Origin of the sequence: Streptomyces sp. JHA26 (assembly GCF_002005565.1) — a bacterium.
In the GTDB taxonomy this organism is placed as follows: domain Bacteria; phylum Actinomycetota; class Actinomycetes; order Streptomycetales; family Streptomycetaceae; genus Streptomyces.
Map to the genome: position 1 here is coordinate 37196 of NZ_BDJC01000043.1, position 25339 is coordinate 62534.

18 protein-coding genes, 2 tRNA genes, 2 pseudogenes and 1 riboswitch are annotated in these 25339 nt (G+C 71.4%); of the genes and pseudogenes, 11 read left to right on the top strand and 11 right to left on the bottom strand.

Features of this window, described 5'->3' with window-relative positions:
• Positions 1-91: 91 nt before the first annotated feature.
• The 3 genes from JHAT_RS23995 (at position 92) to JHAT_RS24005 (ending at position 2181) form a co-directional block, all read left to right on the top strand.
• Positions 92-164 (top strand) — tRNA-Lys (locus JHAT_RS23995).
• 339 nt (positions 165-503) lie between these two features.
• Positions 504-1436 (top strand): alpha/beta hydrolase, encoded by a 933-nt coding sequence (locus tag JHAT_RS24000; RefSeq protein ID WP_077800323.1) that lies wholly within the window; start codon positions 504-506, stop codon positions 1434-1436.
• Positions 1437-1452: 16 nt separating this feature from the next.
• Positions 1453-2181, top strand: a complete 729-nt coding sequence (locus tag JHAT_RS24005) for a YafY family protein (protein WP_077800324.1) — start codon at positions 1453-1455, stop codon at positions 2179-2181.
• 101 nt (positions 2182-2282) lie between these two features.
• On the opposite strand, the gene JHAT_RS24010 is transcribed toward JHAT_RS24005, so the two are convergent.
• The 3 genes from JHAT_RS24010 to JHAT_RS24020 all read right to left on the bottom strand — a co-directional run bounded on the left by JHAT_RS24010 (position 2283) and on the right by JHAT_RS24020 (position 5098).
• Positions 2283-2744 (bottom strand): hypothetical protein, encoded by a 462-nt coding sequence (locus JHAT_RS24010; protein WP_171991028.1) that lies wholly within the window; start codon positions 2742-2744, stop codon positions 2283-2285.
• A gap of 98 nt (positions 2745-2842) precedes the next feature.
• Entirely contained in the window at positions 2843-4645 is a 1803-nt protein-coding gene (locus JHAT_RS24015; RefSeq protein ID WP_077800325.1) for an alpha/beta hydrolase, read from the bottom strand.
• A 9-nt stretch (positions 4646-4654) separates the two neighbouring features.
• The gene (locus JHAT_RS24020; protein WP_077800326.1) at positions 4655-5098 is read right to left on the bottom strand and encodes a hypothetical protein; all 444 of its coding nucleotides are present in this window, start codon (positions 5096-5098) and stop codon (positions 4655-4657) included.
• Between the two features lie 642 nt (positions 5099-5740).
• On the opposite strand from JHAT_RS24020, the pseudogene JHAT_RS24025 reads away from it, so the two are divergent.
• Positions 5741-5926, top strand: a pseudogene (locus tag JHAT_RS24025) (transposase); the annotation flags it as partial.
• A 174-nt stretch (positions 5927-6100) separates the two neighbouring features.
• On the opposite strand, the pseudogene JHAT_RS35470 reads toward JHAT_RS24025, so the two are convergent.
• Together JHAT_RS35470 and JHAT_RS24035 are read right to left on the bottom strand one after the other, a co-directional pair.
• Positions 6101-6469: pseudogene (locus JHAT_RS35470) on the bottom strand (trimeric intracellular cation channel family protein); the annotation flags it as partial.
• Between the two features lie 272 nt (positions 6470-6741).
• Positions 6742-8910, bottom strand: coding sequence for an N-acetylmuramoyl-L-alanine amidase (locus tag JHAT_RS24035; protein WP_171991029.1), 2169 nt, complete (start codon positions 8908-8910; stop codon positions 6742-6744).
• Between the two features lie 454 nt (positions 8911-9364).
• On the opposite strand from JHAT_RS24035, the gene JHAT_RS24040 reads away from it, so the two are divergent.
• A complete protein-coding gene (locus JHAT_RS24040; protein ID WP_077800328.1) occupies positions 9365-10501 on the top strand; it encodes a dihydrofolate reductase family protein in 1137 nt (378 codons plus the stop codon).
• A gap of 135 nt (positions 10502-10636) precedes the next feature.
• Here the strand turns inward: JHAT_RS24040 and JHAT_RS24045 are convergent, their stop codons facing one another.
• Positions 10637-11743, bottom strand: a complete 1107-nt coding sequence (locus JHAT_RS24045) for an epoxide hydrolase family protein (RefSeq protein ID WP_077800329.1) — start codon at positions 11741-11743, stop codon at positions 10637-10639.
• Positions 11744-11882: 139 nt separating this feature from the next.
• Here JHAT_RS24045 and JHAT_RS24050 point away from each other — a divergent pair, with 139 nt between their 5' ends.
• The 5 genes from JHAT_RS24050 (at position 11883) to JHAT_RS24075 (ending at position 17040) form a co-directional block, all read left to right on the top strand.
• A complete protein-coding gene (locus JHAT_RS24050) occupies positions 11883-12365 on the top strand; it encodes a MarR family winged helix-turn-helix transcriptional regulator (RefSeq protein ID WP_077800330.1) in 483 nt (160 codons plus the stop codon).
• A gap of 638 nt (positions 12366-13003) precedes the next feature.
• Positions 13004-13077: transfer RNA gene (locus JHAT_RS24060), tRNA-Met, on the top strand.
• A 163-nt stretch (positions 13078-13240) separates the two neighbouring features.
• Entirely contained in the window at positions 13241-14440 is a 1200-nt protein-coding gene (locus JHAT_RS24065; protein ID WP_077800341.1) for a PP2C family protein-serine/threonine phosphatase, read from the top strand.
• A 309-nt stretch (positions 14441-14749) separates the two neighbouring features.
• Positions 14750-14906, top strand: a riboswitch (cyclic di-AMP (ydaO/yuaA leader).
• Between the two features lie 11 nt (positions 14907-14917).
• Positions 14918-15958 (top strand): M23 family metallopeptidase, encoded by a 1041-nt coding sequence (locus JHAT_RS24070; protein WP_077800331.1) that lies wholly within the window; start codon positions 14918-14920, stop codon positions 15956-15958.
• A 137-nt stretch (positions 15959-16095) separates the two neighbouring features.
• A complete protein-coding gene (locus JHAT_RS24075; RefSeq protein ID WP_077800332.1) occupies positions 16096-17040 on the top strand; it encodes an aldo/keto reductase in 945 nt (314 codons plus the stop codon).
• An 83-nt stretch (positions 17041-17123) separates the two neighbouring features.
• On the opposite strand, the gene JHAT_RS24080 is transcribed toward JHAT_RS24075, so the two are convergent.
• From JHAT_RS24080 to JHAT_RS24095, 4 genes are all read right to left on the bottom strand, one after another.
• Positions 17124-18485: a PrsW family intramembrane metalloprotease gene (locus tag JHAT_RS24080; protein ID WP_077800333.1), complete on the bottom strand. Its 1362-nt coding sequence runs from the start codon at positions 18483-18485 to the stop codon at positions 17124-17126.
• A gap of 10 nt (positions 18486-18495) precedes the next feature.
• The gene (gene trmB / locus JHAT_RS24085; protein WP_077800334.1) at positions 18496-19293 is read right to left on the bottom strand and encodes a tRNA (guanosine(46)-N7)-methyltransferase TrmB; all 798 of its coding nucleotides are present in this window, start codon (positions 19291-19293) and stop codon (positions 18496-18498) included.
• A 121-nt stretch (positions 19294-19414) separates the two neighbouring features.
• On the bottom strand, positions 19415-20635 hold the full coding sequence (gene lhgO, locus JHAT_RS24090) for an L-2-hydroxyglutarate oxidase (protein WP_171991030.1): 1221 nt from the start codon (positions 20633-20635) through the stop codon (positions 19415-19417).
• A 94-nt stretch (positions 20636-20729) separates the two neighbouring features.
• Complete coding sequence (locus JHAT_RS24095) at positions 20730-22154, bottom strand: MFS transporter (protein WP_077800336.1); 1425 nt, start codon at positions 22152-22154, stop codon at positions 20730-20732.
• 712 nt (positions 22155-22866) lie between these two features.
• Here JHAT_RS24095 and JHAT_RS24100 point away from each other — a divergent pair.
• Positions 22867-24993, top strand: a complete 2127-nt coding sequence (locus tag JHAT_RS24100) for an asparagine synthase-related protein (RefSeq protein ID WP_077800342.1) — start codon at positions 22867-22869, stop codon at positions 24991-24993.
• Positions 24994-25101: 108 nt separating this feature from the next.
• On the opposite strand, the gene JHAT_RS24105 is transcribed toward JHAT_RS24100, so the two are convergent.
• Positions 25102-25339, bottom strand: a 238-nt coding sequence (locus tag JHAT_RS24105) for an NPCBM/NEW2 domain-containing protein (RefSeq protein WP_171991031.1), incomplete at its 5' end; no start/stop codon positions are given.

A 25339-nucleotide genomic window follows, 5' to 3' on the forward strand; every position in this document is an offset into this window, starting at 1 on the left:
GGCCGAGTCCCCGATACCCGATCGGCGTCCCGGCCGCGTCGGGCTATGCTCGGTGTGGCAACATCGCGCAGCACCGCGCGACACAACGCCTGGGCCCTTAGCTCAATTGGCAGAGCAGTGGACTTTTAATCCATTGGTTGTGGGTTCGAGTCCCACAGGGCCTACCGCGCGCAGGCAGGCTGTGTGCCCTTCGACCTGCCAGGGAGCGTCCGGTTCGGCTTCGGCCGACTCGGACGCTCCTTCGTTTTCGGGGTCTTGCGCGAGCGATGCGTGATCGGCCGGCACGCCGCCTGCGGATTCCCTGCCGGTGACGCGGCAGTTCGCGACCGGTCCGCACGCAGAGCCTTGCGACCGTCTTGGAGCGCTCCTCCCGCTCGGTCGGCCGGCGGACCCCGACCGCCCCGCCGCCCCGGTATGCGATCCCCCTCCGACCGCGGGTGTGACTCAGGTCACAAGGAAAGGGTGACAGGGTGTTGTCGCGGACGGCTGGGACCGTCGACGGCATGACGATCACCGATGAGGACTGCCTCCAGGAGACCCTGGCGTTCAACGAGCAGTTCGAGGTTGCCGCTGCGAGCCGGCCGGCTCGCGGACGGATGCCCGACGCAGCCGGGCTGGCGCTCCTGCGGCGCAACCGGCTCGGCGGTGACACGCCGCCGGTGAGACTGCCCCACGGCCGGGACCGCGTCGTCGACGGCGGAGTGAACGTGCGGGTCTTCGTGCCGGACCACGTCGAGGGCGTGTACCTGCACCTCCACGGAGGAGGCTGGGCGTTCGGGTCCGCGGGCGGACAGGACGAGCGGCTCTGGCGGCTCGCCGAGCGGACACGGCTGGCCGTGGTGAGCGTGGACTACCGCCTCGCACCGGAACACCCCTTTCCCGCCGGGCCCGACGACTGTGAAGCCGCGGCCCGTTGGCTGGTGGCACACGCCGCGGCCGAGTTCGGTACCGAACGGCTGCTGATCGGCGGTGAATCGGCCGGTGCTCACCTGAGCGTCGTGACGCTGCTGCGCCTTCGCGACAGGCACGGCATCGCCGGTGCCTTCCGGGCGGCCCACCTGCTCTTCGGCCCCTACGACCTGTCGATGACCCCGAGCCAGCGGAGGTTCGGCTCGCGACAGCTGCTGAGCAACACGGAGAGCCTGCGGGGCAGCTACGAGCTGTTCACGCCGGGGATGGGGGAGGAGCAGCGCCGTAGTCCGGAGGTCTCGCCCCTGTTCGCGGACCTGGCCGGGCTGCCGTCCGCCCGGATCGTCGTCGGCACCGAGGATCCGCTGTTGGACGACTCCCTGTTCCTGGCCGCACGGTGGCGGGCGGCGGGGGCGCCCGTGCGGCTTGGCGTCGTCGCCGGCGCGATGCACGGCTTCACCCTGTTCCCGCTGACCGTCACCGAGCGGGAACTGCGGAGAGAGCGGGACTTCCTGGCCGCCGCGTGACGGTAGCGTCGGCGACATGAACCGCACCGCCCGGCTGTACGCGCTGGTGGAAGAGCTGCGCGCGGCAGCGCCGCGGCCGCTGACGATCGCGGCGCTCGCCACCCGGTTCGAGGTCAGCGCCCGCACGGTACAGCGGGACCTCCAGACATTGATGCAGACCGGAGTCCCCGTACGCACCACGCCCGGGCGAGGCGGCGGCTGGTCGATCGACCCGACGATGACCCTGCCCCCGATCCACCTCACCGCGGAGGAAGCCTCGGCGTTGACCGCCGCGCTCGCCGGGGCCGGCGCCTCCACCCCCTACGCCGGCGCGGCCCGCACCGCGGCTCAGAAGATCGTGGCCTCGACGGCCGGCCCCGCCTCGGCGGCGGCCCAGGAACTCGCCGCACGGATCGTCACACTGCCGACGCGCGTCGACCCCGCGGTCCGTACCGCGGTGGAACAGGCCTTGGCCGACAGCGTGGCGCTGCGGCTGTCCTACACCGACGCGGCGGGGCACGAGAGCGACCGCGTGGTGGAACCGGCCGGACTCCTCGCCGCCGACGGCCGCTGGTACCTCATCGCCTGGTGCCGCACCCGCCGGGCCGGCCGCGGCTTCCGGCTGGACCGGATCACAGCGGCGGCACCGACCGGTGAGCGGACCCAGCCTCACGACCTGACCGAACTCCTGCTCGGCTCGGCCGCCGCCGACGCAGTACGACCCCCCGCACTGACCGCACTCACCACCCCACCGGGAAACCCCTAAGGCACCCACCAGGAGCGTCACGACCATGCGTGCGCAACCAGGCCGCGCTCTCCCCACTGCGCCACGGAGCTGCGGCCACACGGGAGGGGCTGTCGCCATGCTTAGAAGCGCTGGATCTCTTGGCCGTCTGGAACCTTGTAGCAGCCGGACACGACGTCCAGGCTCAACATCGGCGGGTCCTCCTTCGCCATCTTGACGACCACGACGCTGGCCTTCTCCCGGTCGTTGTCGGCTGTCATCCTCACGTTCCTGTTCTTGCTGCTGTCCGGCCCGTAATCGACGATGTTCCACCCGTGCTTCGGCAGTTCTGCTTCAAGCCGGTCCATGGCTACATCAAGGTCGCTTGCCGCAGTCGGGCGAAAGCTCCAGGGGTGGAGAATCTGAAAGTAAGTGTTTTTGTCTTTACCCGGGCAATCGGTGACTGTCGAGTGACTGTCGGATGCCTTTCCTTTCACGCCGATCAAGTCGTATATACCACTGGAGACTCGTTCCATCTCATCGGCGGCATCAAGTGAAGTGCTGGTTCCGGCGAACGGAATGCTATCGGATTCGTCCTTGCTCATGCTGCATCCAGTGAGGGTTGTAAGGGCCAGGGGCAGGGCCAGGGCCAGGGTCAAGGCGGGTTCGAGGGCGGCGCTCGGTCGAGACGTCACATCAGCTCCTACTTAACGTGTTCCCATGGGTTCGGTGGCGACTTCAGTGGTACATCGTCCCCCTTGCCGACGACAACTAGTGCCTGATACAGCAGGCTCTCTTTCTTTGCTTTCCAGTAATCACTGTGACCTTCGGTGTCAGTGATCATCTGGTTGGCGCCGAACGAAGGATCACTGGGGATAATGAAGCCGTCTCCGCCGTGCCCCCAACGGCCGATGTCCGGGACCACGTCACCGTCGGCTTCCTGATTCCACACGTGTCCTTTGGGTACGTCCAGTTCATCGGCGCCAGACACCTTGACGCCAGGACTGCCCGCGAAAATGATGTCATCCGCATTGAGTCGCCCCGTTTGGGCTGCCGCGCCGACGAGAGTCGTGCCGTACGAATGGGCGATAACAGTTGTGTGCGAAGGGCCTCCGGCATGTGATGTGTCGAGCCCATTCATAAAGTTTCGGAAAGCTGGCGCCCCGTCGTACGCGTAGTGTTCGAAGGGGGCATCCTTTGCCACACTGTCAGGTGCGTCATAACCCAACCACGTGATAGTCGAAATGGACTCAGTGTCAACCTTGCTTTCGGCTGCTTTCCAGACATTGACCATCCGGTCGATGTCTCCCTTTATATTCCCCAAGTCCGCCGTTGTCCCTGGGACGTATACCGCGGTGTGGTCTGCGGTGTCAGGGTTACCGTTCGCGATAATGGCGCGACCGTCTCCGTCGGCACTGAAGCCCAATAGATATGCTTCCGGAAGTCCTTTTGTGCCGGTCGCGTCGAAACGGTCCTGGATCGCTTGCATGCCGTCGAGGGGGTGCTGCAACTCTTTCCGTCTGCTTTCCCATGCGAGCCAATCATCTGTGGGTACTTTCGCTATCCATCGCTCACCTGTCTGGGCATTGATGATCTCTCGCTCGACGTAGGCCGGCTTGGGTTCCTTTGCTATCCAGGAATCAAGCTCAGTCTGTGCCACGCCGTGCGCTTCGGCGAGCACGGTTCGATTCGCCTCGTCCCGCACTGGTGCGGGAAGGCCATCCATCCAGCCGATTGTGTCCGGATGCACTGCCATGTAGGCGGCACGTTGCTCTTCGGTAAGTCCGCCCCACCATTTGGCGTTCTCCTCAGGTGTCCCATTCCTGGGTGGCTCGCTGAAGGAGTCCAAGTAGCCATTGGCGCCCTTGAGGACACTGGTGGTGTCCTCCTTGGTATCGGCCCAGTCCGCGTCGGAGACGGTGAGGTCGTCGTCCGCTTTGAGGGCCCGCAGCTTCGGGGCCCATTTTTCGTCGGCCTCGGTCGCCTCCTTGAGTGCGGTGGCGATCAGGTCGGCGCAGTCCTGGGCGAGGCGGTGGTGGGGGTTGGGGTCGAAGTTGGCTGCCTGCCGACCGACGGCCGAGGCCGTGCTGTCCGTCAGGCCGCTCACCGTGCCACCGTCCGGGGTCTTGCCGTCCTCGCCCTTCTGGCCGCCGGGCGGGTAGGTGACCGATCCGTCGGGGTTCACGGTGAGGTTGGCCGCCTTGGCGTTCTCCAGGGCCGTGTCGAGTTTCCGCTTGGCCGCTTCCATCTCGTAGGAGAACGCTTCGAGAGCGGTGCTGACGAGGCCGCACTGCGTCTGGATGTAGTGGAAGTTCCGGCTCAGCTCCCCCAACTGCGTGACCGCCGTGGTGGCGGCCTTGCCCTTCAGCTGGTTCCTCATGGCCACCGCTGTCTGGTTTTCGATGCGGTCCTTGACCGTGCTCGCCATGTCGGAGGTGCTGCGGTAACCGTCGGCCGCTTCGGAGTACTGGGTCGGCTTGAGGGCTTTGAGCGTCGCGAGATCCATGATGTCCGGTTACCGCCCCTTGTCCTGCCCGCCCACGGGCGGCGTGTCCGCGTACGTCACCACGAGCTTGGTGAGCTCGGCCTCGACCGACTGGTCTGTCTTCAACTGGTCGTTGCCCGCCTTCACCAGCAGGCCCGAGAGCTTCCCGCAGCGTCCGCTGACCTTCTCGACGTAGGTCTCCCAGGAGCTGTAGACGTCCTTCTGAGCGGCGGCGGTCAGGCAGCCGGTGTCGCTGCCGAGGCCCGTCTGGCCGTCCTTGAGTTTTGCCGTGGCCTTGCCGATGTCCTCCCGCAGCGAGCCGATGTCCGTGCCGGCCCTGGTCCAGGCCGGCTTGTTCGAGATGAGGTCGCCGGTTCCGCCGCTCCGCTCGGCCGGTAACTGGTTCAGCTGCATCTGCGCGCTGTCGCGTTCGGCCGCTGCGGCCTTCAACTGTTCCCATTCGTCCCACGCCATGCGTGGCCCCCCTGCCGCGGACTGTCGAGTGGATGTCTTCGTGAACGTGTGGCCGTGTGATGTCGGTGGTCGGGCCGTACGCTAATGACCGTCTTGTGACGGGGCATCGGTACCGGCCACCAGCGGGTCTGAGTACCCGTACTCAGGCCGGTGCCGGAAAGCGGCTCTCGTCCGGGTGGCCCACCGGTCTCGTGATGAGCCGGGTTCGGTGTCGACGTGCCGGGAGGGTGGTGTCCGCGGAGAGGATTCGGCTGTGCCGGAGGCCTGTGGGAGGGCCTTGCCGCCGGGTGGCCGGGCGATGCTCGCCACGTCCCTCGAGGCAGTCGTCCGCCTACCGCAGGCCACCTCTGCGGTGGATCCCGTTCCGTCGTGACGCCGCCCCGTTATCTTCTTCGCGGTCCTGCAAGAGGGCCGTTGGCCCCCGGGCCCGGCATGACTGTTGCTCCCTGTCGATGGGATGACCTGGGGGGTGGTGCCATCGGGTCCGAGGGGTGCCGTCGGAGACGCTGATCAGAGGTCCGACCGCCGCCCGGCCGGGTGCAATGCCCGGCCGTGTCCGGGCGGCAGGTCTGCATAACGTGGCTGCGCGAGAACGGCACCCGACCCTGGGGGCCGGCACGCGTCGACACATGTGGGGGCACGGTGATCAGCATCGACGCAGTGGGTGTCTTCCTGGGCCTGGACGTCGGCAAGCAGACGCATCACGGCCACGGTCTGACCCCGGCCGGGAAGACGGTCTTCGACGAGCAGCTGCCCAACAGCGAACCGAAGCTGCGGGCCGTCCTCGACAAGCTCACGGCCAAGTTCGGCACCGTCCTGGTGGTCGTGGTCGGGGGGTTCGGGCGCGTCGAGGCGGAAGCGGAGGCCGATGACACGGACCAGGAAGCAGGCCGTCGCCGCTCCCAGCGCGGCCGGGAGGCCGTAGAGGGCCGTCTCGATGGTGGTGACGGTCACCGCCGCGCCCACCAGGGCGGGGATGGCGTACAGGCCGCTGCTCAGCACCGTCGGGATCCGGCGGACGAGCGTGTCGCGGATCGTCCCCCCGCCCACTGCGGTGATCACTCCCAGCAGGATCGCGGGCGCGACGCCCAGCCCGGCGTCCCGTGCCTTGCTCGCGCCGATCACCGCGAAGATGCTCAGGCCGACCGCGTCGAGCACGGTGATCGCCGCCTCGATCCGGCGCAGGTGCCTGCTGAGCGCGAAGGCGATCAGGCCGCCGGCGGCGGCGAGTGTGTAGTAGCGCCAGTCCAGGAGGGTGGCGGGTGGCAGCGAGTCGATGAGGACGTCACGGACGAAGCCGCCGCCCAGTGCGGTGATCATGCCGAGGACGACCACGCCGACCACGTCCAGCCGCGCGGGTTCGGGGCTCATGCGGCATGGGTACCCCGCGACGGCGCCGTCGCCGCTGCTCCCGCCCCGTGGTCGAGGGGCCGTCCCTCGCGTGGGTGGCGCGGGACGGCGTCCTGCGCCGGTGGATGTGGTTTCTCGAGCGGCTCCCCGGCGGCCGCCTGTTCCCGGTGCACGGCCGGTCGGGCGAACCGCTCATCCCGGCCCCCGGTCCTCCGGCCCTGGTCCCGCCTGGTTGACCAGGGCGGGACCAGGGCCGCTGTGGCGTCGCTCCCTCGTCGGACGAGGGACCGACGTCACTTGATGTAGACGAGACCGTCGGTGGTGATGGTGGGACGGCCGCTGGTGCCGACCACGACGATCTTGACGGTGTGCTTGGCGCTGCCGGACCAGGTCTTCGTCCAGATCGCCTGCCGGTACTGGGTGGTGGAGGACTTCAGGTCGACCGTGCTGACCTTGACGCCGTCGACGTAGACGTACACCTGGCCCGAGCTGGAGGCCCGGGAGACCACCCAGGAGGCGGAACGGCCGGTGAAGGTCCAGGTGAGCGCGGCGCCCTTGGAGCCGCTGGAGTACGACTTGCCGCCCAGGTAGCTGGAGGAGGAACGGCTCGTCCAGCTGCCGGACCTCACCGCCGACGTCTCCTGCAGGATGACCGGCGTGTAGGAGGCGGAGGCGTTGCGGTAGTTGCCGGCGTAGTCGTATGCCTGCATCGACCAGCCGACGGTCTTGCCGGACGCGGCGGTGCGGTTGGAGGCCGTGGTGGTCGGCCCGAAGGACGCGGCCGCCGGGGTCAGCAGCTTCACCCCGCGCAGCGCCTTGTCGTCGGCCGCCTTCCAGCCGAGCGTGACCGGGACGGCGGCGGTGTTGACCGTGCCGGTGCGCAGGGAGAGCCTCGGCGTGGTGCTGAAGGTGGGCGCGGTCGTCTCCGCGACGACCTTCAGCGTGGCGGTGGTCACGGTCCTGCCGGACTGGTGCACCGCCCGCACCGCGACGGTGTGGCTGCCCGGAGGCAGGGTCGTGCTCGCGGAGGTGGCCGTACCGGAAGCGGTGACGACGGCCTTGCCGTCGACCAGCAGCTGGAAGTTCTTGACGAGCGACGCGGGCGTGGTGGCCGCCCACTTCACGCTGAGGGCGCCCCTGGTGTAGTACGTCGTGCCGGACAGGCCCGCGCCGCCGACCGAGGTCACCTTCAGCCCCTGCACCGGGCCGGCCGCCCAGGCGCGGATGGTCGGCAGCTGGGCGTAGAGGGAGTTGCCGGGGCACTGGGTGTTGTAGCCGTCGCGGTGGCCGGAGATCCGGTTGAAGGTGTACTTGGTGCCCGTGACGAATCCGGTGCCGAAGTAGTTCTTCTGGCTCGCCCCGGCGCTGAGCTGCACCGTCCCGGCCGGGTCGGCGCCGTACTGGCCGAGCTTCCAGGCGGCGACGCGGGCGACGGAGGCCAGCGCGGCGTTGGAGGCGGGGGCGGAGGCGTACTCGCCGAGGACCGCGATGCCAGCGGCCTCGCGGTTCCAGCCGTAGGTGTGCGCACCGAGCACCGGCAGGTCGGCGCCGCCCTTGCGGCCCTCGAAGACGGTGCCGCACTTGTCGACCAGGAAGTTGTAGCCGATGTCGTTCCAGCCGTTGACCTGCGTGTGGTACGCGTAGATGCCCCGCACGATCGACGCGGAGTCGGCGCAGGAGTAGTCGTTGGCCCCGTCGGTGTGGTGGACGAAGACGGCCTTCACGTCGGCGTTGTACTCGGACGGGTCCGGGCTGAGCGACTCGTCGGCGCCCCAGCCGGCGCGCGAGGTGAGCGGGGGCTTGGGCGTGGTGGACGACGGGGCGGACGGCGAACCGGTCGGTGCGGGGGACGTGGTGGTCCCGTCGTCCGCCGGCGTCACGGCCGTAGTGCCGGCGAGTGCCGTGGTGTCGGTGGGGGTGGCCGCCGGGTCGCTCTCCTCGGCGACGAACGCCGCCGGATCGGTCGCCTCGGTCTCGGCCTTGGTCACCACGCCCGGATCGACCAGGTTGACCTCGAGCCCCTTGGGCAGCGTGCCGGTGGTGCCGTCCTCGTGGAGGACCTGGGCCTCGACGCCGTCGGAGGGGCCGACCCACAGCGGCTCGGACGCGCCGCGCATTCCGGCCTCCGGGTCCTCCGGCGGGTCGATGTTCACCTCGAGGTCCTGCCAGGCGCTCCACTCACCGCTCTCCAGCTCGCGAGTGCGCACCTGCGCCGTGCCGTCGAGCCCCTCGACGGGCCCCGACCAGGAGACGCCGACCAGCGAGAACTGCCTGGTGCCCGTGCGCGGCAGCTCCCGCTTGCCGCGCGCGGTCCCCTTCAGCGCGAGGTCGTAGACCTTCACGGGCCGCTTGGCCCGGCCCGTCGCACCGGGATCGTCGGACGGGCTGGCGACCGCGTACGTCACCACGCCCCCGCCCCCGAGAACCACAGCGCCGAGCGTCAGCCACGCCCGTCTCTTCATGCTCAACGGTCTGTACGCATGCGACGTACGACGACTCATGACACATCCACCCCATAGGAAGCCCGCGGAGGGCCTCGGAAAAAGTCACGTGGGGCACACTCGTCACACGGGTGACCCCTACCTACAGCGCGCCGCACACGGCGAACATCACGAGGACGCACGCCGCAGTGACCTGGATCACCGCGATCGCGGACCCCGCTCCCCCGGTGAAGCGAAGGAGCCCTTGCCGCGAACGGTGACGACGAGCCCTCGTCCGCGGAGCTCCTGCGCAGCACGTCGAGCGGCGAGCCGAGCGACACCGTACTCGGCGGGCGGGCCGGTCCTCCGGCGGGATGGCCGGTCCGGTGCCGGCCCCCCGTCGCCGGAGGGCGGAAACGGACGCCGGCGGCACGGGCGCCTAGGGTTGCCCCCGCCGCACCCGGCGCCCGTCCGCCCGCCTCACCGGAGTACGCCCATGCCCCTCCCGTACGTCATCCTCTCCGCCGCCGTGTCCCTCGACGGCTACCTGGACGACACCGGTCCCGAGCGGCTCCTGCTGTCCTCCCCGGCCGATTTCGACCGGGTCGACGAGGTGCGGGCGTCCGTCGACGCGATCCTGGTCGGCGCCGGGACGATCCGGGCCGACAATCCGCGGCTGCTGGTGAACTCACCCGGGCGACGGGCCGCCCGGGCCGCCGCGGGGAAGCCGGAGTACCCGCTGAAGGTCACGGTCAGCGGATCGGGCGAACTGGACCCGGCGGCGGCCTTCTGGCACACCGGCGGGGACAAGGTCCTCCTGACCACCGGCGAGGGCGCCCGGCGGGCCCACGCGCTCGGGATCGCCGCCGACGTCGTGCCGCTCGGGGACCCGTTCGACTGGCGGACGGCGCTGGAGTTCCTGCACGACCGGCGGGGCGTGCGGCGGCTGATGGTGGAGGGCGGGGGGACCGTGCACAGCCGGCTGGTGCAGCAGGGGCTCGCCGACGAACTGCAGCTCGTCCTCGCCCCGCTGTTCGTCGGCGACCCGGACGCCCCCCGGCTGTTCGGGCCCGGCGACTACCAGCGCGGGCGGCTCAGGCTGGTGGAGACGCGGCGGATCGAGGACGTCGTGCTCATGCGCTACCGGCCGACCGCCCCGGGCACCGGCGGCCACGTGACCGCCGCCGACCGGCACTGGCTGGCGCTCGCCTGCGAACTGGCCGAGCTGTGTCCGCCGTCCGGCACGGCGTTCAGCGTGGGGGCGGTGGTCGTCGCCGCCGACGGCACGGAGCTCGCGCGCGGGCACTCGCGGGAGGGCGGGGACCCGGTCGTGCACGCCGAGGAGGCCGCGCTCGCCAAGGTCGATCCGGCCGACCCGCGGCTCACCACCGCCACGGTGTACAGCAGCCTGGAACCGTGCGCCCGCCGTGCCTCCCGGCCCGCGCCCTGCGCCCGGCTGATCCTCGACGCCGGGGTGCGCCGCGTGGTCACCGCCTGGCGGGAGCCGGACACGTTCGTGCCGGGTGCCGACGGCAGCGGGGTGCTCGCCGCCGGGGGCGCCGCCGTCGTCGTCCTGCCGGAGTACGAGGCGTCGGCGAAGGGCCCGAACCGTCACCTGCCGGACTCCTTGTAGGTTCGGCCGCTTCGTCAGCAGGAGGTCCTGCTGAGACTGCGGATTCCGCGTCGCGTTAGCAGTGTGTCGATCGGCCGATCTTTAGCAATCGCGTGGCCGCTCCGGTAGTCGGGAGTTCACGGCCAGCAGTGTGTCCTAGCGGGTGGCGGCCCGGTGGTCGTACTTGATTTGGGTGAGGAAGAAGTCCCGGACGTCCTCGGCGAGCAGGTCCGGCACCTCCATAGCGGCGAAGTGGCCGCCGCGCTCGAACTCCGACCAGTGCCTGATGTCGTACAGCCGCTCGGCCAGCGGTCGCACCGACTGCGTGATGTCGTGCGCGAACACCGCCACACCAACCGGTACCGGGCACGGCTCGATCCGCCGCGGAGCCTCGTGGTGCAGCCGCGCCGAGGAAGCCGCGGTGGCGGTCAGCCAGTACAGCGAGATGTCGGTGAGCATCCGCTCGTCACTGATCGGCGAGCGAGGATCGGTCCACTGTGCGAAGCGCTCGGCGATCCAGGCCAGCTGGCCGACCGGCGAGTCGGTCAGCGCGTAGCCGATGGTCTGCGGGGTGAGGGCCTGCAGAGCCTGGTACGGCGGACGGTTCGCCATCAGCTGCCTGATCTTGTCCAGCCTGGCTTCATCCGTTTCGGACAGTTCGATGTCGGCGTCCGGGGCCGGCCGGGTCGGCAGGTAGTTGACGTGCACCCCGACGACCTGCTCGGGTGCCACCGCGCCGAGCGCCGTCGAGATGCCCGAGCCGAAGTCGCCACCCTGCGCACCATAGCGCTCGTACCCGAGACGTCGCATGAGCTCAGCCCAGGCCCGCGCGACCCGGACCATATCCCAGCCGCGCTCGTGGGTCGGCCCGGAGAAGCCGTAACCAGGGATGGACGGAATCACCAGGTGGAAGTCACGCGACAACGGCTCGATCACGTCGAGGAACTCCAGGAACGAACCGGGCCAGCCGTGAGTGAGGATCAGCGCGAGCGCGTCCGGTTTCGCAGACCGGACGTGGACGAAGTGGATGTTCTGGCCGTCGATCTCGGTGGTGAAGTGCGCAAGCTCGTTGAGCTTGGCCTCGTGCTCGCGCCAGTCGTAGCCGGTGCGCCAGTATTCGGCCAGCTCCTTGAGCCGCGCCAGCGGGAAGCCGTAGTCCCACCCGGCGTCGGCGACCTCGTTGGGCCAACGGGCGCGGGAGAGCCGGTCGGTCAGGTCGTCGAGGTCGGCCTGGGGGATGTCGATGCGGAACGGCTTGATCATGGTCTCAACTCCAGAGGCTTCGTTTGGCGTCCAGACGTTCGGACAGCCAGCGTTTGGCGCAAATCGTTAGTCCCACTAACGCTCCTCTCGCCGGCGACGATAGTTTGTTAGTGGGACTAACGCAACGTACGATCGCGGCATGAGCGATAGCACGCCCGACATGGCGACCTCGACCGACCGCCTGGCCACTGCCGCGCGGCTGCGGAATCTGGGGACCCGGCTTCTGTCACTGGCCGCGATCCACTCGGATCGTCTGGTGAACCAGGAGTTGGCGGGCGCGGGCGCCCGCAAGTGGCATTACGCGGCGCTCGCCACGCTGGACGAGTTCGGACCCGCCAGCCAGGCGGAGCTGAGTCGCCGCACGGGGATCTACCGCAGCGACATGGTCACGGTGATCAACGAGCTGACCGAACGCGGACTGGTGGAACGCTCACCCAACCCTGCCGATCGCCGGCAGAACGTCATCGCTGTCACCAAGCAGGGGCACCGGCAACTACTGAAGCTGGACAAACTGCTTACCGAGGTGGAGAACGAGGTGCTTGCGCCACTGACCCCGTCGGAACGCGAGCAGTTGGCCCGACTCCTCACTGCCCTTGTGGATCACCACGGCCAGAACATGTGAACAAGCTGCGCCCTCTCACTCGGATCGAAGCAGTGCACGTACGCATCGCTGTGCACGTCCATCCGTACGCAGCTATGTACATCGATCCGTACGCCGACAGCAGGAGCCACTTGATGCCCTGTGCGGATTCCTCGCTGCGATCGGTCGCCGGTCGGGCAAGCCGGTGCTGATGTCTGCCGAGGGCGGTCACGGGGGCCGTCCGGTCTTCGGGTTCGACATCGGGGCGGACCGCGTCGTGATGCTGGTCGAGCCGCCTGTCGGGTGACGGAGGATCGCGCTGCGTCCAGGAGGCTGAGCAGGTGCTCTGCTTCGTGAGCTGGCTGAATTCCACGCGGCGTACCGAGTCGTCCTCGTACCGGATCGAAGCCGTCGCGGACTCTGACTGCCGGCCCTCACGCTTGTACGCTCGGTGACCATGAGCTGACCGTAAGAAGCCGCCCAGGACCAAGAGGCCGGATGACCGAGAAGTTCCCGGGGCTGACCACCACCGACCACAGGTGCTGCTAACGCGCCCCGGAAGATTGCCAGCCGACTGCTAGAGATCGACCGACACCGCCAACGCAGACCCGGAACCTACAGCTCCTGAGATACGCGTGTGCGTTCCGGTCCCGACATGACGTACACTGGAGACACAACGACGCGGGGTGGAGCAGCTCGGTAGCTCGCTGGGCTCATAACCCAGAGGTCGCAGGTTCAAATCCTGTCCCCGCTACTCAAGGCCGAAGGCCGGAATCCTCAAGGATTCCGGCCTTCGGTGTATTCGCGTGTCCGTCACCCGACCGGTCCTCACGGCTCGCTCCCCGCCCCTCCTCCGGGAAACCTGGAGGCCAGGACGGCAAGCGGCGTGGACGTGCAGGGGCGGCGGGAGACGAGTGGTGTGGCCAGGTGAGGTGGACGACGACGAACCGTGTGCCAGGGCCGGTGGCCGGTTGCCCGGCGACCCGGTGCCCGATCCCGGCCTCGGTGCCGCCCCGGTGCCCGTACCGTCCCCCGGGCGGAAACGGTGGTGGACCCCGTACGGCCGGACCCTCGTGCGCCTGCTCCCCGTCCTGCTGATCGTCGTGGCCGTCCTGTACGACGTCTTCACCCCCCGGTACTTCACCGCCGGGCCCCTCTACACGGCCGCGCCCCTGGTGGCGGCCCCCGTCTACTCGCGGCGCGGCACCGCGCTCACCGGTGCCGCCGTGGTCGCGGCCGTCATCGGGCTCCAGCTGAGCAAGGGCGTCGCCCACTACGTGGACTCGCTCACCGAACTGATCACCATCACGACGGTCGCCGCCCTCGCCGTCTTCGTGAACGCCTTCGTCCGCCGCACCGACGCGCGCCTCGCCTCCACCCGTGAGATCGCCGAGGCGGCCCAGCGCGCCGTCCTGCCCGAGCCCGCCGGGCGGATCGGCGGCTTCGAGATCGCCGCCCGCTACGAGGCGGCGCAGGCCGACGCCTTCATCGGCGGCGACCTCTACGCGGTGCAGGACAGCCCTCACGGCGTGCGGCTCATCGTCGGTGACGTGCGCGGCAAGGGCATGGGTGCGGTGGCCGCCGTCGCCGTGGTGATCGGTGCCTTCCGGGAGGCCGCCGAGCAGGAGGCGACGCTGGAGGCGGTCGCGCAGCGGCTGGAGCGGGCACTGGCGCGCGAGGGAACCCGACGCGACGGACTGGACGCCTTCGAGGGATTCACCACCGCCGTCCTCGCCGAGCTCCCGCACGGCGAGGGAACCGTGCGCATCGTCAACCGCGGCCACCCGCCGCCCCTGCTGCTGCACGCCGACGGCACCGTTCAGCCGGTGCAGGCCGGGGAGTTCGCGCTGCCGCTCGGGATGGGCGAGCTGGGGGTGTGGCCCGACCGGGCGGAGGTGACCGGCTTCCCCTCCGGTGCCACGCTGCTGCTCTACACCGACGGGCTGTCCGAGGCCCGCGACGCCCACGGCCGGTTCTACGACCCCCCGGCGCGGCTGGCCGGCCGCGCCTTCCGGCATCCGGCCGAACTGCTCGACATCCTCGCCGACGAGGTGCGGCGGCATTCCGGGGGCGGCATGGCGGACGACATGGCGCTGCTCGCCGTACGCCGGCACTGAGCGGTACACCGGCACTGAGCGGTGCGGCGGCACTGAGCGGTGCGGCGGTCCCGATCGTCGTCCCGATCGGCGTCACGGTCGGTGACGGCGCGACACCCCTCCGCATAGCAGTTGATGCGACGTCAGAAACGTGTGATGTGAAGTTGTTATCTGAAGAGTGGTCAACTCGCCCCCTTTTCGCCCCTCGTGAGGAGTACGTCCGGGCCGGAATCTTTAACGATCAAGCGGAACGGCTTGGAATCGACGCCTCCCGTCTATTAACGTTCGATAACGCAGCGCGGTCGTCCCAGCCGTCACAGAAGGCGGCTCCGTGCGCACGCGCCGAATCCCACGAGGGAACCGGGGAACCACCACTTTGGGGTGAATCGGGCGTACGCCGCCGTGGAGACACGGCAGGTATACGCGCGTAGGAGACCTTCCTGCTCCGAACCCGTCAGCTAACCCGGTAGGCGGAAGGAAGGAAAGGAGTGCGCCCACGTGGCGTCCAACCGGCCTGCCCCCGAGGCCCCGTTCGTGCCGAGCGGGCACGACACCGAGGCCTTCGGCCACGACGTGCACCGCGCCGACGAGGGCCCCTGGGAGGAGTGGAACCCCACCGCGGAGTCCATCCGTCCCGTACGCGGCCGGCACCGCGTCGCCAAGCAGCGCGGCGGACTCGCCCGTAGCTCCACCGTCCTCGGCGTCGGCGTCATCGCGGCCGTCGGAGCGGGCGGCATGGCCAGCGCCCAGACCGGCAAGCCGCCGATGCCGATCTCGATGCCCGACCTGCCGAACGTCGGCTCGCTGATCCCCGACATCTCCGCCGACGAACCGGAGCCCCAGGGCTCCGCCACCCCGCTCAGCGGCATCGGCGTGACCACCACCGACGCCGCCGAGGGCTCCACCGACGCCGGTGAGGCCCTGCGGGCGCGCATCATGCAGCAGGCCGAGCAGCAGCAGGTCCAGGTCGAGACCAAGGCCGCCGCCGAGGCCGCCGCCAAGGCCGAGAAGGAGGCCGCCGAGGCCGCCGCGAAGGCGGCGAAGGAGGCCGAGGCCAAGGCCGCCGCCGCCAAGAAGAAGGCGGAGGAGGAGGCCGCGAAGAAGGCCGAGGCCGAGCGGCTCGCCGAGCTGGCCAAGCAGTTCACGCTGCCGACCTCCTCGTACACGATCACCTCCACCTTCGGCCAGGCCGGTTCCATGTGGTCCTCCGGCCACCACACCGGCCTCGACTTCGCCGCGCCCACGGGCACCCTCATCAAGGCCGTCCACACCGGCACGATCACCGAGGCGGGCTGGGCCGGCGCCTACGGTTACCGCACGATCCTGACCCTGGACGACGGCACCGAGCTGTGGTTCTGCCACCAGTCGTCGATCAACGTCAGCGTCGGCCAGCAGGTCAACACCGGTGACGTCATCGGCCGCGTGGGCGCCACGGGCAACGTCACCGGGCCGCACCTCCACTTCGAGGTCCACGCCGGCGGCGCCGAGGGCGGGATCGACCCGGCCGCATGGCTGCAGGGCAAGGGCCTCACCATCTGAGAACGGGACGTCCGACGGCGCCGCCCCCGGGAACCACGGCGGCCCCGGCCACGCCCCCCGACACCGGGACCACCGGTTTGCGCGTTCTTTGCACCGCCTCGGAATGACCAGTTCCGGGGCGGTTGTTGTCGTAGGACATGACTTCTCTGCGCAAGCTCGGTTCCTCCGACCTCGAGGTCTTCCCGCTCTCCCTCGGCGGCAACGTCTTCGGCTGGACCGCCGATCAGGACACCTCCTTCGCCGTCCTCGACGCCTACACCGCCGCCGGCGGCAACTTCGTCGACACCGCCGACTCCTACTCCGCGTGGGTCGAGGGCAACAGCGGCGGCGAGTCCGAGACCCTCATCGGCAAGTGGCTCGCGGCACGCGGCAACCGCGCCGACGTCGTGATCGCCACGAAGGTCAGCCAGCACCCGGAGTACCCCGGCCTGTCCGCCGCCAACATCAAGGCCGCGGCCGACGCCTCCCTGCGCCGCCTGGGCACCGACCACATCGACCTCTACTACACGCACTTCGACAAGCCCGAGGTGCCGGTCGAGGAGATCATCGGCGCGCTCGACGACCTGGTGCGCGCGGGCAAGGTCCGGTACATCGCCGCCTCCAACATCACGGCCGAGCGGCTCGCGGCGTCCCTGGAGTTCTCCGACCGCGAGGGCCTCGCCCGGTACGTGGCCCTGCAGCCCCACTACAACCTGGTCTCGCGCGACACCTACGAGGGCGAGCTGCGCGACCTCGCCGAACGGTCCGGTCTGGCCGCCGTTCCGTACTACGCCCTCGCCTCCGGCTTCCTCACGGGCAAGTACCGGCCCGGGACGACCGTCGACAGCCCGCGGGCGGGCGGTGCCGCGAAGCACCTGCAGAGCGAGCGCGGCCGACGGGTGCTCACCGCCCTGGACGAGATCTCCGAGGCCCACGGCGTGCCGGTCGCCACGGTGGCCCTGGCCTGGCTGGCGGCCCAGCCGACGGTGGCCGCGCCGATCGCGTCCGCGCGGACGGTCGAGCAACTGCCGGCGCTGCTCGGGATGGCGGACGTGGAGCTGACGGAGGCGGAGGTGCGGAGGCTGACGGAGGCCTCCGCCTGAGGCATCCGCCTGAGGGGCGCGCCGGGGGGAGGGTCCGAGGGGGCCGAGGGGCTTCGCCCCTCCGTCCCCGCCCTCCGCCCGCGTCACGTCCGGTACGGGTTGTGGAGCGGGTACGCGGTGCCGGGCGCGTAGGCGGGCGCGGCGTACGAGGTGACGTACGGGGGCTGCGCGGTGTACCGCACCGGTGCCGCGTGCGGCCCGTACGCCGGCCAGGGCGGTACGGCCACCGGGAGGGGCGGCGCCGTGGCCCGGGCCGCGTAATCCAGTGCCGGGCGCGCCACCCCCCGCCGGTGCCACAGCTCGGTCAGCAACTCCCCCTCCCGCACGACGTAGTCGGCGCCCGCCCGGCCCTTGCGCCCCCGTTGCCGCAGGAACGCCAGCGAGGTCGCGTACGCCTCGTACTCCGCCACCGCCCGCGCCGCCGGTTTCCCGGCGTGACGGCGGGCGTGCTGCCGGGCGATGCGGCGCGCGCGCATCGAGCCGAGCGCGAACGGTTCGGCCGGTGCCAGCCAGCCGGCCACCACGTAGACGGGCAGCTCGGTCCGCACGGCGGCGAGTCCGCGCTGCCGGGACCAGATCGCCAGCCAGGTCAGCAGGCCGAAGACCGGCACCATGAACGCCGCGTACACGGCGAAGAAGCCGTACTCGCCGAGCGCGGCCGAGCCGTTCCACAGCGCGTGCATGCCCATCGCGAGCAGCAGGCCGGACAGGGGGAGCAGGACGCGGCGCAGGGGGCGGCGGTCGGCACGGAGCGCGGCGACGCCGAAGCCGATGCCGGTGAGCACGGTGAACAGCGGGTGGGCGAACGGCGACATGACGACGCGGACGAAGAAGGTCGCCGCGGTCACGGAGGCGATGCCCCGGTCGCCGGTGAGCTGGTCGGTGCCGAAGGCGGTGCCCAGGTAGAGGATGTTCTCGGTGAAGGCGAAGCCGGTGGCGGTGACACCCGCTATGACGACGCCGTCGACGATGCCGGTGAAGTCCCGCCTGCGGAAGAGGAAGACGAGCAGGACGGCCGCGGCCTTGGCGGACTCCTCCACGACCGGCGCTATCACGGTGGCGCCCAGGGTGTCCGCGCCGGTGGGGTCGGCGGTGGCCGTCGCTATCCACCGCGTCGCGAAGCTGTTGGCGATGATCGCTATCAGCGCCGCCGCGCAGGCGCCCCAGGCGAAGGAGAACAGCAGGTTCCGCCAGGGGCCGGGATCGACCCGGTCCAGCCAGCGGAAGGCGGCTATGAGCAGCGGCACGGGAAAGACCGCCAGCCCCAGCCCCACCAGGAACCCCTGGGTGCCGGTCTGCTCGCGCACCAGGGCCAGGATCACCAGGCCGGAGAGCGCGAGCAGGGTGATCAGCGCGCCGTAGCGCACCCAGGTGCGCTGCCACCAGTGCGGACGCGTGTGCGCGAGGGTGGGCGGACGCGTCGGATACGGGGGACAGGTGGCCACGGCATGGACCCTAACCGGTGGGGGGAAGCTCCTGTACGCGACGGAAGAGCAAGTCGTTCACCACATGTCCCTTGTCCAGTCCCTGGCCCTCGAAACGGGTCAGTGGCCGGTGGGCGGGGCGCGGCGCGAAACCGCCGCCGGCCACGGTGTTCTCGAAGCAGGGGTGCGCGGTGAGGACCTCGAGCATCTGCTCCGCGTACGGCTCCCAGTCGGTGGCGCAGTGCACGACGGCGCCCGGCGCGAGGCGGGACGCGGCCAGGGAGAGGAACTCCGGCTGGATCAGGCGGCGCTTGTGGTGCCGCTTCTTCGGCCAGGGGTCGGGGAAGTAGACGCGCAGTCCGGCAAGGGAGTCGGGGGCGAGCATCTCGCGCAGCAGGATGATCGCGTCGCCGTTGCCCACGCGGATGTTGGACAGACCGTTCCGTTCGGCGAGACCGAGCAGGTTTCCCTGGCCGGGGGTGTGGACGTCGACGGCGAGGATGTTGGTGTCCGGGTCGGCGGCGGCCATCTGGGCGGTGGCCTCGCCCATGCCGAAACCGATCTCCAGGACGACGGGGCGGGTGTTCCCGAACAGCTCGGCGAGGTCGATGACCCGCTGTCCGTCGATGTCCAGTCCCCACTTCGGCCACAGTCGCTGCAGCGCGTCCGCCTGCCCGGTGGTGACCCGGCTCCGGCGCGGCTGGAAACTCCGGATGCGCCGCTCGAAGTGCGACCCGGCGGGATCGGCCTTCGGGCCGTCGGGGAACCGGGGCTCACCCTTGGCGCGAACCGGCTGCGGGGTCTCGGGGGCATGGCGTGAATCAGACACAGTGAGTCGATTTTACGGCCGGACGGAGGCGGGAACCGCCTCGCCGTCCCAGCACCGGGCACCCCGCCGTCCCGGCACCGGGCACCCCGCCGTCCCGGCGCCGGGCGCCCCGCCGTCCCCGTCACCCCGCCGCCCCCGTCCCCAACGCGGCCAGTGCCCGTCGCCCCACCTCCCGCCCGATCGGCAGCGCCGCCGTCGCCGCGGGGGACGGCGCGTTCAGGACGTGCACCGCGCACGCCCCCTCCTTGATCAGGAAGTCGTCCACCAGCGTCCCGTCCGCCAGGACCGCCTGCGCCCGCACCCCCGCCGGCGCCCCCACCAGGTCGTCCTCCGTCACCGACGGCAGCAGCCTGCGCACCGCCGACGTGAACGCCCCCTTGGACACCGACCGCCGCAGCTCCCCGGCGCCGTACCTCCAGTGCCGCCGGGCGATGCGCCACGAGCCCGGCCAGGAGAGCACGGCGCCCAGCTCGCGGGGCCGGACGACGCCCCAGCCGTAGCCCTCGCGGGCCAGGGCCGGTACCGCGTTGGGGCCGATGTGCACGCTGCCGTCGATGCCGCGGGTCAGGTGCACGCCGAGGAACGGGAACGCCGGGTCCGGCACCGGATAGACCAGGCCCCGCACCAGCTCCGGCCGGGCCAGCTCGTAGTACTCGCCCCGGAACGGGATGATCCGCATCCCCGGGTCGTCCCCCGTCATCCGCGCGACCTCGTCGCAGTGCAGGCCGGCGCAGTTGACCAGGACCCGGGCGCGGAGCACGTCACCGGTACGGGTGCGGACGGCGACCCCGAGGTCCGGGCGCCGGTCGATGCGCAGGACCTCCGCGCCGTAGCGGATCTCCGCCCCGGACGCCCGGGCCAGCTGCCGTGCCACGCCGACGTAGTCGCAGACGCCGGTGGTCCCGACGTGTATGGCCGCCAGGCCCCGGACCTCCGGTTCGTACGCGTGGATCTGGGGCGTGCCCAGCTCCCGCACGGGGATGCCGTTCTCCCGGCCGCGCTGCACGAGCGCGTGCAGCCGGGGCAGCTCGGCCCGCTCGGTGGCGACGATCAGCTTGCCGGTGACCGCGTGGTCGACGCCGTACTCGGCGCAGAACTTGATCATTTCGGCGGCGCCCCGCACCGCGTAGCGGGCCTTCAGCGAGCCCGGGCGGTAGTAGATGCCGCTGTGGATCACGCCGCTGTTGCGGCCCGTCTGGTGCCGGGCCGGGCCCGGCTCCTTCTCCAGCACCGTCACGCGCGTGCCCGGCGCGGTGCGCGTGATCGCGTACGCCGTGGACAGGCCGACGATCCCGCCGCCGATCACCAGCACGTCGCAGTCGTATGCGATCCCGGTCCGCACGTGTGCCACCTTCCGGTCCCTTCCCGGTCCGTCCCCCGCCTCCGATAGTGCACCGCGTCACTGACAATGCCCTCGAACCCGTGCGGCACCGGGCTCAGGCCGGGGTCACCAGGAGCGGCCGGGCGCGCTCGCGGAGCTCGGCCACGCGGGGTTCGTCGCCGTACGGCTCCAGGCGGTGCAGGAGGTCCTTGACGTACTCGGTGGTGCGGGCCGAGGAGATGCGCCCGGCGACCTCGACCGCCCGCACGCCCTGCTCGCAGGCCGCGTCCAGGTTGCCGGACTCCAGCTCGGCCACCGCCGAGACGACGAGCCTGAGGCCGTGCGAGCGGACGAACTCCTCCGTGGGCTGCGACAGCGCCTGCTCGGTGAAGCGGCGGACCTGGCGCGGTGCCTTCAGGTCGCGGTAGCACTCGGCCGCGTCGGCGGCGAACCGGTCGTAGGAGTAGAAACCCAGCCAGGTCGGATCGTTGTCGCCCGGGCGGGCGCGTTCCAACCAGCTCTCGGCGGCCTTCAGGGCGGCACCCGCCGCCGGCGCGTCGCCCGCGCGCGCGTGGGCGCGGGCCTCGACCAGGCGGAAGAAGCTCATCGTGCGGGCCGTGGCCAGGCCGCGGTTGCGCTCCAGGGCGGCCTGGGCGAGGTCCACGCCCTCGTCGCCGAAGCCGCGGTAGGTGGCCTGGAGGGACATGGAGGCGAGGACGTAGCCGCCCAGGGGGACGTCGGCCGCCGCGCGGGCCAGGCGCAGGGCCTGGATGTAGTAGCGCTGGGCGGCCTCCTGCTGACCGGTGTCGAAGGCCATCCAGCCGGCCAGGCGGGTCAGCTCGGCCGAGGCGCCGAACAGGGCGCGGCCGACCTCGTCGGAGTAGGAGCCGAGGAGCAGCGGGGCCGCCTCGACGCGTAAGCACTCGGGGACCATCGACGAACGCCAGTCGCCGCCGCCGTACTTGGAGTCCCAGCGGCGGGCGTCCTCGGCGGCCTCCCGCAGTTTCCGCACATCGCTGTGGCCGACTTTGATCGGTGCGCCGGAGCCCTCGGCCGGGCTCGCCTCACGCGCCACCGAACTGTCGGCCGGGGTTATCAGCCACCGTGAGGCGGGTGTCGCGTACGCGCTCACCGCGAACGAGCCGGCGAGCGACTGCCAGATGCCGCCGGAGCCCGCCCGGCGGCCGGCGAGGTCGAGGCGGTACAGCTCGGTGGCGGATCTGACCGCCTGCCCGACGTCCCGCGGGAAGGCGAGGCCCACTTCGGGAGCGGGGTCCGCGTCCGCCAGGCCGATCTCGTGGAGCGGCACCGGACGGCCGAGCTTCTGGCCGATGGCGGCGGCGATCAGGTGCGGTGCCGCACCCTGCGGCACCATGCCTTTCGACACCCAGCGCGCCACCGACGTCTTGTCGTAGCGAAGCGTCAGCCCGCGTTGGGCGCCGAGGTCGTTGACGCGCCGGGCGAGTCCTGCGTTGCTGATTCCCGCGAGGGCGAGAACGGCGCCGAGTTTTTCGTTCGGCCCGCGTTGCTCCCTGGACATGCGCCACCCCTCGACACAGACGGCTGCCGTGCTGGCATAACCACGCGGCATTCGTAAACCCAGCGTAGTTCTCCGGATCCCATGCGTTAAGGGGCATTGTTCCGGTTGGCGGGATTGTGGTCCGTACCGGAGGGCGTCCTCTGCACGGACCGTCGCTGCGTGCTCCCGGTGTGTGGCCGTGCGCCCGCCCGTGCGCTCTTCTCCGGCCACCGGGGGAGCGGTTCCATGGCGATTGCGTGGGTCGGCCCGCTGTACTGGGTCCAGCGGGCTGGGGGACGCCGCCGCCTACATCCCCGCGGGCGGCGGACCGGTCCGGGAGGCGTGGCCCGCCTCCCGGACTGCGCGACTCCGGGTGGTGCGCAGAGCCTGTACGGAGCGTGTTCACAGCTGTCCGTGTGACGCCGATTTGGCCAAAAACAGCCCCCCGGGAAGAGGAGGTTCCGGCGCCCTCACCATGGGGCTTGAGGGCGCGCGGGGTAGCCAAGGGGCGTGTTCCGGGGGCGCATTCGCGTCGTCGGGACGAGCCCCCGGGAGGTCCGCGCGCCGTGACCGGCGCCCGGCCACCGGCACATGACGTCCTCGCCCGGGTATCCGCGGGGGCGCATTCAGGGGAGCACGTGCGGCTCCGTCGACGCTCTGCGGCGCGCCCTTCATGGCAGCATGGGGAACCAGTTCGTACGGTGCACTGGTTCCCCGGCCTGTGGAGGCGTCGATGCGGTGGTTGGTGGGGTGGAGCAGCACCGCCGTGGGAGCCGCGGGAAGGGCGGGGGCCGACGGCTCCGCCGGGGCCACCGGGTACGACGGTGAGACGGTGCAGCCCGTGGGGTCCCAGCTCCTGTGGGGCGGCCCCGACCCCCTGTGGGCGGTCGGCGACTGGCGCCCCGACGAGGTGCGCGTCGTCACCGTCGACCCCGGGACCCGGATCGCCGTGCTCGGTATCTGCGGCGCCTCCGACGAGCAGCTGCGCGTCGGGCTCTTCGCCGCGCGCGGCGGCGCGCTGCGGCACCTGACCGCGTGGCCCGGCAGCTACACGGCGGTCGTCCAGGTCGGCCGGCGGATCACCGTCTGCGGCGACCTCGCGGGCGCGCGGCCCGTGTTCCACACCCCCTGGGCGGGCGGCACGGCGTACGCGACCGCCGCCCTGCCCCTCGCCGATCTCGTCGAGGCCAACCTCGACTTCGGGCACCTCGCCGCACTGCTGGCCGCACCGGACGTGCCGGCCGCGCTGGACGACTCCACCCCGTACGACGGCGTGAAGCGCATTCCGCCGGGGCATGCGCTGATCCTGCGCGCCGGGGCGCGCGAGATCGCCGGGTACGAGCAGGTCGCCTCGCTCGCCGTGGCGGCACCCGCCGCCGACCCGGACAGAGCCGTCGACGGCGTGCGGGACGCGTTGGTCGAAGCCGTACGGACCCGCCTCGCCGCGCCCCGGCACGTCCCCGGGGACGGCATCGACCCCGGGCCGGTACCGGGCATGGGGCCCGCCGAACGCCGTGCAGCACGCGGCATGCCGGTGCCCGGGATCGGCGCCGACCTGTCCGGCGGACCGGCCTCGGGAACGCTGGCGCTGCTGGCCGCCGGGCTGCCGGGGACACCGGGCACCGTGCTCGGGCACGGCACGGGCGCGGGCGAACGGCTGCTCGCCGTCACCTTCAACGACCTGGCCGTCGGCGGCCGGGAGTCCGAACTGGAGCGGGCGGGCGCCCTGGCCGCCAACCCGCGGCTGCACCACGTGGTCGTCACCGGCGGCGAGGAGTCCCTGCCGTACGCCGTGCTCGACGGGCCCCTGACCGACGAACCGGGCTCCTGCCTGGTGTCGGCGGCACGGCACCGGGTCCGGCTGGCCGCCGGCAGCGCGGACCACTTCACGGGCTACGGGGCGCGGCAGGTGCTGGACGCCCATCCGGCCAGGCTGGCCGACCTGCTGATGGACCGCAAGCGCCGCCATCTCGTACGCCCGGTCGCCGCGCTCGCCAAGGCCGACGGCTCGGTGCTGGTCCCCGCGCGCGTGTACGCCGCGGCCCGGCGCCTGTCGCGCACGTCCTACCGCGCGGGCGTCGAGGGCCTCGCCGAGCGGCTGCTGCGCCGGCGCTTCGACGAGCCGGCCGGCGGGGGCGGCGGTGCCATGGAGGCGTCGCTCGCCGTGCTCACCTGGGCCGGGCCCGGGCCGGCGGCGCGGTGGCTGACCGGGGAAGCGCTCGCTGAAGTATCGGTTCGCCTCCAGGCCTCCCTCCAACGGGCCGGGACCGGGCCGGGACAGCGGCCGGGCGACTTCCGCGCGCGGGCGGCACTGGCCCGGCAGGCGGCCGAGGTGCGGGTGCTGGAGCAGGCCGCGGAGATCCGCTTCCAGCGGCTGCACGCGCCGTTTCTCGACAACCAGGTCGTCCGCGCCTGCCGTGCGCTGCCGGAGGCGCTGCGCGTCCAGCCCGGGGCGCGGGCCGCGATCCTGCGCACGGTGCTGGAGGGCGCCGGGGTGAGCGAGTTGCCGAGCGGCTGGGGGGCGCCGACGCAGGCACTGGCCGTCTCCGCCGCGCGGACGGGACTGCGGGCCTCCGCCGACTCCCTGCTGGCGCTGTTCGACACACCGCTGCTCGCCGAGGCGGGGCTGGTCGAGGCGCGGGTCGTGCGCAAGGCGGTGCGCGGGGCGGCCTCGGGCGAGCCGCTGCCGCTGGACGGACTGGCCGGCCTGGTCTCCCTGGAGCTCTGGCTCCGCCGCCTCCTCGCCCGCCGGGGCACCTGCTGGACCGGCACCCCGGCACGGCAACGCGCGGTCCCCGCGGGCATCGCGCCGCAGCGCGGGGCGCTGGGGAGCGCGGGGGCCGTGGTGCGACGGGGGTGACGGCGCCCGCGGCGGTCCGCGCGAGTTCGGCGGGGTGCCGGTCCAGCAGGTGCCCCGGCGCGGCCGCGCCGACGACGCACGGGGCCGGACCGGACACCACCGCGGCCCCTACCCGCGGGTGAAGCGCGACTGCGCCCGGTCCGCGAGCGCCACCGGGCCGCCGGGAACCACCGGGTTCCCGCCCTGGACCGGCCCCGAGTTCCACAGCCGGACGCCGTCCGCGTACACCGAGAAGCGGACCTCGCCGAGCTTCCTCGTCAGGTCGTCGACGTCGGCCAGGGCGTCGTAGGACGAGCAGGAGCGGCCGAGGTCGACGGTGACGTCGTACGTCGGCTCGCTCCACCGG